Annotated in this window: 10 protein-coding genes; 9 read left to right on the top strand and 1 reads right to left on the bottom strand. The window is 49.4% G+C overall.

From position 1 onward, the window contains the following. Positions 1–16 precede the first annotated feature (16 nt). The 5 genes from B5X72_RS18015 (at position 17) to B5X72_RS17995 (ending at position 5703) form a co-directional block, all read left to right on the top strand. Positions 17–1015 carry an FAD:protein FMN transferase gene (locus B5X72_RS18015; protein WP_079718358.1) on the top strand — a complete coding sequence of 333 codons (999 nt, stop codon included), beginning with the start codon at positions 17–19 and terminating at the stop codon, positions 1013–1015. A gap of 25 nt (positions 1016–1040) precedes the next feature. Next, positions 1041–1970, top strand: coding sequence for a hydroxypyruvate isomerase family protein (locus B5X72_RS18010; RefSeq protein WP_079718317.1), 930 nt, complete (start codon positions 1041–1043; stop codon positions 1968–1970). Positions 1971–2054: 84 nt separating this feature from the next. Further along, positions 2055–3278, top strand: coding sequence for an MFS transporter (locus B5X72_RS18005; protein ID WP_079718316.1), 1224 nt, complete (start codon positions 2055–2057; stop codon positions 3276–3278). Between the two features lie 106 nt (positions 3279–3384). Beyond that, the gene (locus B5X72_RS18000) at positions 3385–5064 is read left to right on the top strand and encodes a GMC oxidoreductase (protein ID WP_079718315.1); all 1680 of its coding nucleotides are present in this window, start codon (positions 3385–3387) and stop codon (positions 5062–5064) included. 69 nt (positions 5065–5133) lie between these two features. Beyond that, complete coding sequence (locus tag B5X72_RS17995; RefSeq protein WP_079718314.1) at positions 5134–5703, top strand: gluconate 2-dehydrogenase subunit 3 family protein; 570 nt, start codon at positions 5134–5136, stop codon at positions 5701–5703. A 28-nt stretch (positions 5704–5731) separates the two neighbouring features. Here the strand turns inward: B5X72_RS17995 and B5X72_RS17990 are convergent, their stop codons facing one another. Then, a complete protein-coding gene (locus B5X72_RS17990) occupies positions 5732–6661 on the bottom strand; it encodes a M28 family peptidase (protein ID WP_079718357.1) in 930 nt (309 codons plus the stop codon). A 139-nt stretch (positions 6662–6800) separates the two neighbouring features. Between B5X72_RS17990 and B5X72_RS17985 the strand changes: the two genes are divergently transcribed. The 4 genes from B5X72_RS17985 to B5X72_RS17970 all read left to right on the top strand — a co-directional run bounded on the left by B5X72_RS17985 (position 6801) and on the right by B5X72_RS17970 (position 14898). Then, positions 6801–7073 (top strand): hypothetical protein, encoded by a 273-nt coding sequence (locus B5X72_RS17985; protein WP_233632477.1) that lies wholly within the window; start codon positions 6801–6803, stop codon positions 7071–7073. A gap of 39 nt (positions 7074–7112) precedes the next feature. After that, on the top strand, positions 7113–9278 hold the full coding sequence (locus B5X72_RS17980; RefSeq protein WP_079718313.1) for a S9 family peptidase: 2166 nt from the start codon (positions 7113–7115) through the stop codon (positions 9276–9278). Positions 9279–9599: 321 nt separating this feature from the next. Then, on the top strand, positions 9600–10169 hold the full coding sequence (locus B5X72_RS17975; protein ID WP_176146259.1) for a response regulator transcription factor: 570 nt from the start codon (positions 9600–9602) through the stop codon (positions 10167–10169). Positions 10170–10392: 223 nt separating this feature from the next. Further along, complete coding sequence (locus B5X72_RS17970; protein ID WP_079718311.1) at positions 10393–14898, top strand: DUF7927 domain-containing protein; 4506 nt, start codon at positions 10393–10395, stop codon at positions 14896–14898. The last annotated feature ends 16 nt before the right edge of the window (positions 14899–14914 follow it).

Raw genomic sequence — 14914 nt, 5'->3', positions numbered from 1 at the left:
ACAGTCAAAGCTGTTAATGGCCGGAATAACGGCTTGCTGGTGCGTGGCGGCCGGCTTTGTTGACGGCGGGCTAACGCGATATACCATCACGGGCTATGCGCAAGGTACGGACTACATGGTTACCTATTATGCAACGGATAGCTCGGTCACCAAGGCGGCGGTTGACAGCATTCTGGCCGCGATTGACAGTTCCATGTCATTATACAACCCTTATTCGCTCATCAATGAGATCAACGGGAGTGAGGACGGGACCTTTGACGTTGACGAACATTTTTACAAGGTACTCGCCCGTTCATTTGAAATCCATCACGACAGCGAGGGCATATTCGACATCACGGTGGCGCCATTGGTGCAGCTTTGGGGGTTCGGACCAACAGCGATAACAAAATTTCCCGATAGTACCGAGGTGAACCAGGCATTGGCCTGTGTAGGGATGGACAAAATCCGCTTACTGGGCGGTAAGCTGGAGAAACAGTGCCTATGTGTACAACTTGATGTGAATGGCATAGCGCAAGGATACAGCGTAGATGTACTGGCCGACCACTTGGAAAGCAAAGGAATAGTCCAATACCTCGTAGAACTGGGGGGCGAATTGCGCGTTAAAGGGCCCAAGCCGGATGGCACGCCGATGCGTATCGGCATTGAACGGCCGTCAGGTAAGGGCATGGAGCAGGTGGTGATCGAAGACGTGATGGAAGTGCGGGAAGGGGCAGTCACCACGGCAGGCAGTTACCGTAAGTTTTTACAGGACAGCGAACGTAGGGTATCACACCACATCAATCCAAAAACAGGTTACCCCTTCGATACCGAGATTATCAGTGCCACTATCTATGCAAAAAATGCAGTCACTGCGGATGGATATGACAATGTTATTATGGCCATGAAAGCTGACGAGGCTGTTGCATTTGTCAACCAACGGGAGGACTTGGACGTGCTGGTCGTTTATCGAGATGCATCCGGGTTCGTTCGGGATACGTCAAGTGCTGGATTCAATAGGTTGTTATCCAGCTATTAACAAATCGTATAATCTATTTAATACAATGAAGAGAAGTCAATTTATTCGCAATTCCCTCTTGGCTACCGGTGCCGTAGCGGGCAGTGGGGCTTTACATGCTTTTGGACATACACCGAATGGCGCTCCAAAACAGGAAAACAAACCCTTCAACCTCAATTATGGGCCCCATCAAGGCCAATTTGAAAACCATGCGGGGAAAAACATCCTCGATCAAATCCAATTTGCCTATGACCAAGGCTTTCGCAGCATCGAAGACAACGGGTTTTCGGGCCGGCCTGTGGAGGAGCAGGAACGTATCGGAAGCTTGTTGGCGAAATTGGGCATGACGATGGGGGTTTTTGTGCTGGACAAAGGGGGGAATGGTGCCAATACGTTGGCCGCGGGAAAGCAGGAGCATGTAGACATATTCCTAAAGGGATGCCGGCAGGCCGTGGAACTGGCTAAGCGGTGCGGCGGTAAGTATACGACCGTGGTTCCGGGGGATTTCGCGAGAAACCTGCCCCCGGACATCCAGACAGCCAATGTTATCGAAGCATTGAGACGCGGTGCGGAGATATTGGAGCCCCACGGCATCGTGATGGTGTTGGAACCCCTGAGCGATACGCCTGATCTTTTCCTGCGGACGTCTACCCAGACATATCTCATCTGCAAAGGCGTAAATAGCCCATCCTGCAAGATTCTATACGATGTATACCACATGCAACGCAATGAGGGAGACCTGATCGCCAATATCGACCGCTGCTGGGATGAAATTGCTTATTTCCAGACCGGAGATAACCCCGGTCGGCGGGAGCCTACAACAGGCGAGATCAATTACAAAAACTTGTTTAAGCACATTTACGATAAGGGATACCGTGGCGTGGTTGGTATGGAACACGGCAAATCAATGAGCGGTAAGGAAGGCGAAGTAAAGCTGATCGCTGCTTATCGCGAAGTCGATAATTTTTTGGGTTAATAAGTGTTAATTTGTTGTAGTATTCATAAATATATCTCATATTCGTTGCGGATTCACCATTCCGTCAGTCGTGCATAGTCAATTATGAACATAAGCATAAGAATTAAGTTGTCTTTTATGATGTTCCTCGAATTTTTTATTTGGGGAGCTTGGTTTGTGACATTGGGGACGTTCTTGAGCCAGAATCTCAATGCGTCGGAACTGGAGAAAGCTAATGTGTTTTCTACCCAATCGCTCGGCGCGATTATCGCACCATTTATCATCGGCCTGATTGCCGACAAGTACTTTAACGCAGAGCGTATCTTCGGGACATTGCATTTGATAGGTGCTTTTTTGATGTATCAAATGTACAATGCCCCGGATGTGAGCGCCTTTTATCCGTATGTACTAGCGTATATGATCTTATACATGCCTACGTTGTCGTTGGCCAACGCGATATCGTTCAGGCAAATGATAAATCCGGAAAAAGAATTTTCGACAATACGGGTTTTCGGAACGGTCGGCTGGATAGTGGCAGGCCTGTCCATTAGCTACCTCTTCAAATGGGACACCGGTGCCGGCCTATTAAAAAATACGTTTTTGATGGCCGCTGTCGCTTCACTGGTCCTGGGGCTGTTCAGCTTTACGCTTCCTAAAACTCCCCCCGTAAAAAGAGATACTACCGAAAGTAGCAGTATTAGCGAAATGCTGGGTTTGAATGCGCTGAAACTGCTTGGCAACAAGAACTTTCTCGTGTTCTTTATATCGTCTATCCTGATATGCATCCCTTTGGCGTTCTATTACCAATATGCCAATCAGTTCCTTTCGGAAATCGGATTAGCCAACCCGACAGGAAAAATGACCATCGGCCAAATTTCGGAAGCATTCTTCCTGCTGCTGCTGCCGGTATTTTTTAGCCGCTTTGGATTCAAGAACACCATTATGCTCGGTATGTTGGCATGGGCTGTGCGTTATTTGCTCTTTGCCTATGGCAACGCCGGCGAGTTGGCTTATATGCTGATTATAGGCATTGCGCTGCATGGTATCTGCTACGATTTTTTCTTCGTATCGGGCCAGATTTATACAGATGCGCGGGCAGGGGAAAAATACAAAAGTTCGGCACAGGGCTTAATTACCCTGGCGACCTATGGCGTCGGGCAATTGATCGGTTTTTGGGTGGCCGGATTGGTCAGTGAATATTACAAGACCAATCCTACCGGGGATCACTTTTGGCAGAATGTCTGGTTGGTGCCGGCGGGAATCGCCGCTGTGGTGCTGTTCCTGTTTGCGGTGTTTTTCAGGAATGAGAAAGCGACGGTAAACGGCTAATTTTCACCACTTGAGACAATAAAATGATAATAATAACGTCAATAATATAATCCCGTTACAGGGGATAAACTAACGCATAACTAAAACAAAAACTATATAACAAGCTATGGCAGATAATGTATATGATGCGATTGTCATCGGATCAGGGATTAGCGGTGGTTGGGCTGCAAAAGAGTTAACGCAAAAAGGATTAAAGACCATCATGCTGGAGCGTGGCCGCAACGTGGAGCACGTGAAAGACTACCATGCGGCAACGAAGCACCCGTGGGAGTTTCCGCACCGCGGCGGACGGACACAGCAAATGGTTGAAGATTATCCCGTATTACGGCGGGATTACCCCTTGAATGAAAAGAACCTTGATTTTTGGGTAAACGAAAAGGAAAGCCCGTATGTTGAGGTGAAACGCTTCGACTGGTACCGGGGTTATCACGTGGGCGGACGCTCGTTGATGTGGGGTCGCCAAAGCTATCGGTTCAGCGATTTGGATTTTGAAGCAAACCTCAAGGACGGCCATGGGGTGGACTGGCCAATCCGGTACAAGGACATCGCTCCTTGGTACAGCTATGCCGAGCGCTTTGCCGGCATCAGTGGCAACCGCGACGGCCTCGATGTATTGCCGGACGGTGATTTTTTGCCGCCCATGGAAATGAACGTGGTAGAAAAAGATATGGCCGCGCGCATCAAAGCCCACTATAAAGGACAGCGCCATTTTATCATTGGCCGTGTGGCAAACCTTACCGTGCCGCATGAAGGGCGAGTCAATTGCCAATACCAGAATCAATGCTGGTTGGGCTGTAATTTTGGGGCTTATTTCAGCACACAGTCATCTACGTTGCCCGCTGCGGTGGCTACCGGCAACCTGACATTGCGCCCTTTTTCGATTGTGACCAAGATTCTGTACGATAAGGATACGAAAAAGGCAAAAGGGGTAGAGGTGTTGGATGCTGAAACCAATCAGACCTATGAATATTTTGCTAAAATCGTGTTTGTATGCGCATCCGCATTCAACTCGACTTGGATATTGATGAACTCGGCAACCGATATCTGGCCGGACGGATTGGGCAGCAGCAGCGGCGAGCTCGGCCACAATGCGATGGATCACCATTTCCGCTGCGGTGCCAGCGGACGCGTGGAAGGGTACGAAGATAAATATTACTACGGCCGGCGGGCCAATGGTCTGTATATACCACGCTTCCGGAATGTCGGCAATGATAAGCGCGATTATGTGCGCGGCTTTGGTTATCAAGGCTCTGCGAGCCGTGGCCGGTGGAGTGGTGAGATTGCTGAAATGAGTATCGGTGGCGAATGGAAGGATGCCATGTGCGAGCCGGGCAGCTGGTCTGTTGGCTTCACCGCATTCGGCGAGACATTGCCCTATCATGAAAATCGGATATTCCTGGACAAGGATGTTAAAGACAAATGGGGATTGCCCGTATTGGCCATGGATATGGAAATCAAGGAAAATGAGCTGAAAATGCGTAAGGATATGATGGAGGATGGCAAGGAAATGTTGGAAGCGGCCGGAGTGAAAGATGTATATACGTACGACAACGGATATGGCTTCGGGCAAGGCATCCACGAAATGGGTACGGCAAGAATGGGCCGGGATCCGAAAACCTCGGTACTGAATGGCAACAACCAAGTATGGGATGCACTTAACGTGTTTGTAACGGACGGTGCTTGCATGACGTCTGCCGCCTGTGTGAATCCGTCGCTCACGTACATGGCATTGACGGCTCGTGCTGTTGATTTTGCGGTGAGCGAGTTGAAGAAAGGCAACTTGTAACGTGCATTGCACGATTGGAGCCGGATAGACATTGATAACGACAAGTTTAACGATTAACGAGATGACATTATGAATAGAAGAGAAGCTTTGGCAAGGGTTGCATGGATAATGGGCGGAGCGGTTGTTGGTGCTAATCTATTTTTGGAAGGGTGTACCCGCAAGGCCACTAAGCATGTGGAGGGCCTTTTTGAACCGGAAATGGTAGATTTTCTCGGGGATGTGGCAGACACCATATTACCGCCGACAAGCAGTCCGGGTGCAAAAGAGGCCGGCGTGGGTGCATTTATCCCCGTGATGGTCAAAGATTGTTACACAGCTAATGAGCAAAAGACATTCGTAGACGGGCTTGGCAAACTCGAAGATGCTGCTGATGAAAAATTCGGCCGGAAATTCCAGGAATTGAATGCTACGGAACGTACGGAGCTTCTGGCGGCGATCGATAAGGAGGCAAAGGATTACCAAAAAAGTAAAACAGCCGAAGACCCCGACCATTATTTTCACCTGTTTAAGCAGCTGACGTTGCTTGGATTTTTTACGTCGGAGCTGGGAGCTACCAAGGCATTGCGCTACGTTCAGATCCCCGGACGGTACGACGGTGATTATCCCTATAAAAAAGGCGATAAGGCCTGGGCTACCTAAGCGGGGAAGTACACAAGAGCGGGGATGCTTACGGCAAATCGCCTACTGCAGAACCGCTTCTAACCAATTTGGGCGACGGAAGGGTTTCTTTGTCGATATTCTCCAATACGTCCAGTATCGCCAAGACAGCATGATGAAAGAAATCCGGCTGGATACGCTCGTAAGTATCCCGTGGCGTATGGTAATCGGGATGATCTTCCACACCAAAATAGATAAATGGGATGCCTGCTTCATGGAAAGCTGCATGATCGCTCTGCTTTGTCCAGTCGTCATGGCCGCTGCCGGGTTGGTCATGCCCCGTCTTAAGGGTGATGAAGCGGCTGTCGCTTTTGATAAAAGGCGAGAGAAAAGGGTAATGATAGGTGCCTGAAGCGTAAAGTTCATTGTTATCGTTGCGGCTTACCATATCCATGTTGACGTTGAGTACAATCCTGTCCAGCGGGATCGGCGGTGCCCTGACAAATGCCCGTGCACCTTGTAAACCCATTTCTTCGGCATCGAAGGCGGCAAAAATTAAGGTATGGTTGGGTCGGTGCCCGCTGAAATAGGCGGCCAACGCGAGCAAAGCAGATGCACCGCTGGCATTGTCATCTGCCCCGTAATAAATCGCACCGTTGCGTTCGCCAAGGTGGTCGTAGTGTCCTGAAATAACGATGGCGTCCTCGCGTTTGCCGGGTATGTATCCGATAATGTTGTATCCGGTGAGCCCATTGGTCATGGCAAAGGTGTCAAGGTAACCTTCCTGGAAAGGTTTCAGTGCCAACGCTTGAAACCGCCCGGCAAGGTAAGTCCTGGCTTTCTGATGGCCCATCGTACCCGGCTTTCTGCCTGAAAAGTCGCGGGATGACAAAGTTTTGATATCGTTCAGTAAGCGATCCCTGTCGACCTTTTGCGCTGAACCGTTCAAAACGGCCAGCAGGCAGGAAATGATAATAATGAATGTCCTTATAAACACCATAAGCCGATTTGCAATGAATAAAATATTGTGCAAAATAATGAAAATGTGCCTGGAAGTGATCATGTAACTGCAATTTTTCAAACCAGTCATTGTTATTCTGGTTCAATTTCAGTAGTATTGTTTATCCAAATCACTAGCCATGATGACAGCTGTAGAATTGATACCTAAGGAAGAGATCCCGAAGTATAGGTTGGCAAAAGCGTCGGCAGATCATTCAGTGGAGTTGCGTCCCAAACTGCAAGGTGCTCAGCGGTTAGGTAATGAATTTAAAGCCAAGGCAACCATTACGTTTCAGACAATCGACGGACCAAAACGGGTGGAAACGACGGTTTGGACGGTTACCGATGACGCGCTTCAGATCAAAAATGGGGTGGTCTTGCCATTGGGCAGTCTGCTGGATGTCGACTATTAGCTTATACACATACATACTTTACCCAACGATTATTAATCCATGAAACGATTTTTACTGATTGCTGTTTTTTTCCAGTTATTCATTGCCGCGACGGCCCAACAGGCTACCGAGAAAATTAAAGTGACTGATTTGCTGAAGATCAAATCGATAACATCTGTTGACTTATCTCCGGACGAAAAACAAGTGCTGTTTACAGTACAGGCTATCGTTCCGGATAAACAGAGCAAATCCGATTATTCTTATGACAATCAGCTATGGCTCGCGGCGACCGACGGCACTAATGGCCCAAGGCAGCTTACATTTTCCGAAGGAGGCGTTTCCCAGCCAGTATTCAGCCCGGATGGGCAATCCATCGTCTTCGTCAGAGCGGTGGATCGTAAACCCCAGCTTTTTTTGCTGCCATTGACTGGCGGTGAGCCGCAACAGCTTACCAATCACCGTTATGGAGCGAGTAACCCGCAATGGACAAAAGACGGCCGGAGGATTTTGTTTACGGCATCTTTGTCGCTACAGGAAGTACTGCGCGACTCCGTCATCAACCCAGGGGGCAGGCTTCCTGAATGGGTGGATGAAAAACCGGGATTCAGCGGTAATGAGCATTTAAGAATGGACACGGCAAGCAAGCCGGACCCGGACGGGTCCTTGGCCGAGATTCGAGCTTACTTAAAAAAGAATGAGGAAGATAGGAAAGCGAAAGTGTTGACCAAGCTTAATTTTCAAGGAGAAACAGCCACCTCGGCGGAGATCCGCTTTTCCCATATTTTCATCACGGACGCAGAAGTCGGAGCATCACCAAAAGCAATCACCCGCGGGTTTTATTCGTACGGATCGCCGCAGATGGTGGACGATAACAGGTTAGTGGTCAATGTGAGAAGGGAAGGGGTGCTTCATCCCGATCGCGTACAGGAGAGCCAGGTAGTGATGTTAGCTGTCGATGGCGCCGGCGAAAAGGAGCTGCTGGCGCAACCGGGCAAAAGCTTTTCGGTCGGAGCCGTTTCACCAAGCGGCAAATGGCTCGCCTATCAGGAGTCTGAAATCGGTAAACCTTCCGTCCCGAAATTATATGTAGTGAATTTGAGCGCCTCTGGCGCCGCCGGTACACCGATATCCATCACCTTTGACCGGAATAAAAGTGGACTGAAGTGGAGTAGTGACGAAAAGTACCTGTACTTTACCAGCGCAAGCAATGGTGGTACAATATTATGTAGGGCAGCAATTGACGGTGCCAACGTCGACAGACTCACCTCAGTAGATGAAGGTATCGGCGACTACGATTTCGAACGGGGACGTGTCGTTTACACGAAGACCAGCATCAACAGCCCGTCGGAACTGTTCATCGCCGATGATTTATCGTTGAAAAATAGTAAGCAGCTGTCTGATTTCAACACTCATTGGATAGCAAAGAAGCAATTGAGTGTTCCGCAAAAGCATGTGTTTACCAATGACGATGGAATGGAAATCGAATATTGGGTTATGAAGCCAATCGGCTACAAAGAAGGAACACAATACCCGTTGCTATTGGAAATCCACGGTGGACCGTCGGCCATGTGGGGGCCGGGAGAGGCAAGCATGTGGCATGAATTTCAATATTTCTGCGCACAGGGTTATGGCGTAGTATACAGCAATCCGAGGGGATCAGGTGGATATGGTGAGGAATTTCTGCGGGCTAACATGAATAACTGGGGCGCCGGTCCCGCCAGTGATGTGCTTACCGCCTTGGACAGAACCATCGCCGAAGGCTGGGTAGATACCGCCAAACTACTGATTACTGGCGGATCGTATGCTGGCTATCTGGTCAGCTGGATCATTGCTCATGATCACCGTTTCAAAGCCGCATGTAGCCAGCGTGGGGTATATGACTTAAAGACATTTTTTGGTGAAGGCAATGCATGGCGGTTGGTACCCAACTATTTTGGCGGATACCCCTGGGACGATCAGGTAAAAGATGTGCTGGAGCGCGAGTCGCCGATCAATTACGTATCTCAGATCAAGACGCCTTATATCATTTTCCATGGCGAAAACGATCTTCGGACGGGGGTGATACAAAGCGAAATGCTCTACAAGAGCCTTAAAGTATTGGACAGGCCCGTGGAATATGTCCGCCATCCGGGTGCAGGTCACGAAATTACACGCAGCGGGGATAACCGGCAACGCATCGACCAGATGCTGCGTACTTATGAATTTTTCGAACGTTGGATAAATTGACGCCCTGATTAGCTGGAATTTCAAAAAAAATCATGTTTGCATAAAACAAAATGAAATCTGCAGCGTTAAGAGATTAGGTTTAGGTTGATAAAAAACATTTTGTTTTTACCGCGCTTCCCAAAGGCGCGGTTTTTTTTTGCCTTTGTCGTTCGTATACAATTTTTTGTTGTTTACACGCATTCTTTTCCGCAAGCCTCTGTAACCCCCTAACTTTGACCAAGAATAAATAGCGGAATCTCATAAACGACCATGGATAGTAGCTTAGCAAACATCGGGCATAATATTTTTTTGACGTATTGTCATGAAATTGTGGGAATCGCCATGAAGTGGTTAGTGCAGCAGCATTTCCCGTTTTCCGCCATCGGTGAAGCACAGAACTTTCAAAAAACGCTTAACGATCTGCCTAAAAAACAATACGACCTCGTGGTATTGGATGCCGAGATTAGCGACAGCGCGCACGTGTTGGCTATCGTAGAGCATATCAAATCCATCAGCCCTAAAACCCGCATACTGATATTTTCCGAACTGGATGAAGCCATTTATGGGCCCAAGTATCTTGCATTTGGTATCAATGGATACCTAACCAAGAATGCAGCGGTCGATAGCATTGTGCAAGCATTCGAAACGGCATTGAGAGGCGGGGTTTTTCAGCGGGAAACCGGCGACGTATTGCAGCCATCGCGGGTGACCCGATGGGGACCGTTTAGCCTATTGTCAGCCCGAGAAGCCCAAATCGCTGATTTGCTTATCAAGGGAATTCCCTTAATTGAAATCAGCAAACGGATGAATTTAAAGGAAACGACGGTCAGTACGTACAAAAAGCGGGTTTTCAGAAAAACCAATGTCAAGGCGTTATCTGATCTTATCGCCTTATCGAAAATCTATAGGTAGCACCATTTAGCAGCTTGGCGTCACGGGTCAGACTGTAGTATTTCACCTACATTATTTTCTGTTTACATACATTTTCCTGTCGTTCGTACACATCAAATTGCTGCTCATAACCTAAATCTGTCTATTTGTGCACATCATTTGGCCGACTATTGCTTGGCCGGGTGAAAAAATACCTATTGAGTGGAATCTGATATTGACTATTAATTATTGAAATATATTCTAAATGAAACACGTAGACTTTAAATCCTTGTGTAAGTATGTGTTGACAAGCTTAATGTTGGTTGCAACACTGTTCAGCTTTGTGGAAGCACAGGTAAGGAAAGAATTTGTCCCGCGTTTTCCAAACGCACCTATCCGGGGGGATTTTTCCATATTGGGTAATACAAACGTCGGATTGACCGAAAGCGGTCCCGACGCGCACAATGGTATAGGAGTTGAGTTCATTGATATCGACGACGATGCGCAGACCCAAAATTCTTCATCGGCTTCACTCCAGTTTTCCAATGAAAATGGTGCGCTGGCGGCATGTACGGAAGTTCTTTTTGCCGGACTTTATTGGAGCGGTAGGGCGCAGACAGAAAATAACGATGTGCCCGGTAGGCTTCCTGACGGCCAATGGAGCAATACCCGTTTCCAAAAAAACAAGGTGAAATTCAAGCACGAAGGCGACACGTATGTGGATATTACAGCGGATGAAATCGTTGCTGAAGATGGCAACCCGTTGGATGTCGCCACGAATCGTGGCATGTATGTGGCATTCGCGGACGTGACAGCTTACGTGAAAAACCACAAAGAAGGTGCATATTATGTGGCAGATATTGCAACGACGGAAGGCCCGGACCGGAGCGGAGGCCTGATTGGCTATTACGGTGGGTGGGGATTGGTCGTGGTATACCAGAACCCCGTGATGAACACCCGGAATGTGGTGGTATATGATGGGTTCGCATTTGTACAGGGTGGAACCACCGATGAATACCAAATCGACATTGAAGACTTCTTGTCTAATGAAGAGGGGCCTGTAAATGTCAAATTGGGCATATTGGCCGGCGAGGGCGATCGGATTGACTTAGGCGATTACTTGAGTATCCTCAATAAGGAAACCGGGAGTTATGACCGTTTGCAGCATTCGCTCAATGACGTGGATAACTTTTTCAACTCCACCATCCTCAACGACGCCCCACGGAGGCCCGTTTTGGCAGACAATGCAGGTATTGACATCGCGGTCTTCCAGATCCCCAATGAAGAAAAACAATACATCCGGAACCGCGACGATCATACGAGTTTTCGGTACAGCACGAGAGATGACAGCTATGTGATTTACAACCTGACATTTGCCGTTGATGCGTATATCCCGATTATTGAACCGATCAACCGTGTAGTTTCGGGAATTTCTCCCGACGGTACGGTAGCGGCTGGCGATGAGGTCGAGTTCAGGCTCGAAATAAAAAACAAAGGTAATGAAGCCATTCGGGATGGTGTGATTACAATTCCTGTTCCCGATTTTATCGATATCGAAGTTGTCGCAGTCTCTGAGGGCGAAACACCGCAGCTCGTGGACGGGAAACTCATTTGGAATGTTGCGGCGATTGATCGCCATGACGACATCAACGACGTGATAGCCTGGATGACCTATAAAGTGAAGGTGAAAGATTGCGCTTCGTTATTAGGAATCGAAGGGGGGTGTTCGCCGCAGATTGCCATAGACGGTAGCTTTTCAGGTATTGGTTCGGTTTCTGAGCAACTGGTTACCTCGGGCTTTATCAGTGGCTTTGGAGATGACGAGACACCTTGCGTCCCGGAGGGAAATCCGATTTATGGCGCGGTGACTTTCAACGTTGACTTAAATAGCTGCTTTACATTTACCGGTGCTTCGGATGTGGTTGTATGCGCAAACGATGAAGTCCGTATTGACTTCCGTAGCGAAGCAGCGTTGACGTACCTGTGGAGCAGTGACAATGCGGCGATTGGTGTTGCAGACAATGGTGAAGGTGACATCTCATTTATCGCGGTTAATGATACCGAAGCACCAATTGTCGCAACCTTTACGGTTACTCCGCGGGCTGAGAATGGCTGCGAGGGTACCCCCGTTTCATTTACGGTAACGGTAAATCCGCAACCTGATGCGGATTTCAGTGGCCCCGATAAGCTTTGCCCGGGAACCACAGCAGTAATGCAACCGGTGCAGGCCGGGGGGATTTGGGCCAGCAGTGACGAAACCATAGCCACGGTCGACGCCAACGGCTTGATTACAGCGCTAGCACCGGGTACGGTTGTCATTAGCTATACCGTATCAAGTGAGGCGGATTGCGTGGCACACCAGGAGAAATCGGTGACCATTGCCGGCGACTGTGCCATCACAAGCGAAAAGACGGTTGCCGATGCGGACAACGATGGACTGGCACAGGCGGGAGAACAATTAACGTATACCATTGCAATCAGCAGTACGTATGATCGAGATATCTCCGTAAATATTGCCGACCAAATGCCGGCTCATACGGTGTATGTTAGCAATGCTACAAACGGAATTTATGATGCTGCGGCCAATGAAATCACTTGGGATGATCTGGTAATTCCTGCGGGAACAAGTATCACAGTGTCGTTTGTGGTCGAAGTTGCAGAGAACTTGACGGGTGTTTCCATGATCGAAAACACGGCCGTTATAACGAGTGATGTAATGGAGACGCCACAAACCCCGACGGCAACTATCGACACCGACCCCGTAAAATCGTTCAGCAGCGTGAAGACAGCGGACAAATCGGAAGTGAAGGCCGGCGAGGAGCTGACCTACACGATACGGGTAACCAATACGGGTGATGCGGACTATACGGGTATCGTGGTCACCGATGTCATCCCGGCAAATACAATATACAAAGAAGGCAGCGCCAGTGCGGGGGCAACGTTGAGCGGCAGCACGCTGTCATGGACACTCGACGTACCGTTCGGCGCATCGCGGGAAGTCCGCTTCACGGTAGTCGTTGCGGAGGATCTGACAGGTGTTGGCAGCATCCGCAATGTGGCCCGGGTGACGGGCGATGATCCGGAGACACCGGAAGAGCCGGAGGCGGAAACGCCGACGGATCCGGTGAAATCGTTCAGCAGCGTGAAGACGGCGGACAAATCGGAAGTGAAGGCCGGCGAGGAGCTGACCTACACGATACGGGTGACCAATACGGGTGATGCGGACTATACGGGTATCGTGGTCACCGATGCCATCCCGGCAAATACAATATACAAAGAAGGCAGCGCCAGTGCGGGGGCAACGTTGAGCGGCAGCACGCTGTCATGGACACTCGACGTGCCGTTCGGCGCATCGCGGGAAGTCCGCTTCACGGTAGTCGTTGCGGAGGATCTGACAGGTGTTGGCAGCATCCGCAATGTGGCCCGGGTGACGGGCGATGATCCGGAGACACCGGAAGAGCCAGCTACCGAGACGCCTGTTGTACGGGACAACCGGTTTGAATCAAGTAAAACGGTGGCCGACGCAACCGGCGACGGCAAAGCTGAGGCAGGAGAAGAGCTGACCTATACCATTATTGTCAAAAACATGGGGCAAGATGTTTACCATGATATCATTATAGAAGATGCGATTCCTGCCCATACAACCTACATCGCTGGCAGTGCAAGCCATAATGGTGCGCTCGTCAACGGTAAATTGATTTGGAAAATCTCCCTGAACCGGGAAGAACAAGTCGCGGTAAGCTTCAAAGTAAAGGTTGCGGGAGCGTTGGCAGGAGTCACAGCAATACGGAACGTCGCATTAGTGACGGGAGGTGATCCCGCTAATCCGGAAACCGAGCATCCTGAATCACCGGATGTACCGGTGATTATCGGGCCAGTTGCTCATCACGACGAGGCCAATACCAACCAGGGCGAGCCAGTAACGGTCACTGTGCTGGCAAACGATGAGCCCGGTAATAGCCCGATAGTGCCCGGTTCCGTTCGCCTCATTGATCCCGTGACCGGCAATAAGGTCACCACTGTGTTTATCGAAGGAGAGGGGACCTATACGGTTCATTCGGACGGCGGTGTCACGTTTGTTCCGGATGCAGAATATGTCGGTGTCAGCGTTGTGAAGTATGTTGTAGAAGACGAAAATGGCTTGGCTTCAAATGAAGCAACCGTTACGATAACGGTGGAAGGTGTCGCAGCGGAAATCGCACCGATCGCGGTAGATGATAATGCGACAACCCCTCATGGGCAAGCCGTGACGATAGCGATACTGGAAAATGACCAAGCAGGAAGCAGTCCGATAGTGCCGGCCACGGTAAGGTTGATCGATGCATCTGGCAATCGTGTGAATGCTGTAACCATTCCTGGCGAAGGTCGCTATGAGGTGAATACACAGGGCATTGTATCTTTCATGCCGGAAGCTGGATTCGTAGGTACAAGCACGGTGCGTTATGAAGTGAGCGATGAAAACGGTTTACTTTCCAATGTTGCTACCATTGCGGTTACGGTCAGTGCCCATCCATTCAAGATTCCGAATGTGTTCACCCCGAATGGCGACGGCCGTAACGATGTTTTCGAAATTGTCGGTATCGAAGGGTTCGACCGTGTCGAAATTACGGTCGTGAACCGCTGGGGCAATGAAGTATATCGCAATACAAACTACAAGAATACGTGGAACGGGCAAGGGTTGAATGAAGGAACTTATTATTATTCCATCATCACGCATGCGGGCGGACGTCAAGAGCGGCATACGGGCTGGGTGCTTATCAAACGGCAGTAGTACGTATCATCGATAT

Source organism: Parapedobacter luteus, from assembly GCF_900168055.1.
GTDB classification, from domain to species: Bacteria; Bacteroidota; Bacteroidia; order Sphingobacteriales; family Sphingobacteriaceae; genus Parapedobacter; species Parapedobacter luteus.
The sequence above is the reverse complement of the archived record's forward strand: the minus strand, read 5'-3'. Positions and strand labels throughout refer to the sequence as shown.

Bases quoted from the DNA above. Each gene is read 5' to 3' on its own strand.
- B5X72_RS17980 (WP_079718313.1), top strand. From the start codon at position 7,113: ATGAAACGATTTTTACTGATTGCTGTTTTTTTCCAGTTATTCATTGCC.
- B5X72_RS17995 (WP_079718314.1), top strand. From the start codon at position 5,134: ATGAATAGAAGAGAAGCTTTGGCAAGGGTTGCATGGATAATGGGCGGA.
- B5X72_RS17970 (WP_079718311.1), top strand. From the start codon at position 10,393: ATGAAACACGTAGACTTTAAATCCTTGTGTAAGTATGTGTTGACAAGC.
- B5X72_RS17990 (WP_079718357.1), bottom strand. From the start codon at position 6,661: ATGGTGTTTATAAGGACATTCATTATTATCATTTCCTGCCTGCTGGCC.
- B5X72_RS17985 (WP_233632477.1), top strand. From the start codon at position 6,801: ATGATGACAGCTGTAGAATTGATACCTAAGGAAGAGATCCCGAAGTAT.
- B5X72_RS18015 (WP_079718358.1), top strand. From the start codon at position 17: ATGGCCGGAATAACGGCTTGCTGGTGCGTGGCGGCCGGCTTTGTTGAC.
- B5X72_RS18000 (WP_079718315.1), top strand. From the start codon at position 3,385: ATGGCAGATAATGTATATGATGCGATTGTCATCGGATCAGGGATTAGC.
- B5X72_RS18005 (WP_079718316.1), top strand. From the start codon at position 2,055: ATGAACATAAGCATAAGAATTAAGTTGTCTTTTATGATGTTCCTCGAA.
- B5X72_RS17975 (WP_176146259.1), top strand. From the start codon at position 9,600: ATGAAGTGGTTAGTGCAGCAGCATTTCCCGTTTTCCGCCATCGGTGAA.
- B5X72_RS18010 (WP_079718317.1), top strand. From the start codon at position 1,041: ATGAAGAGAAGTCAATTTATTCGCAATTCCCTCTTGGCTACCGGTGCC.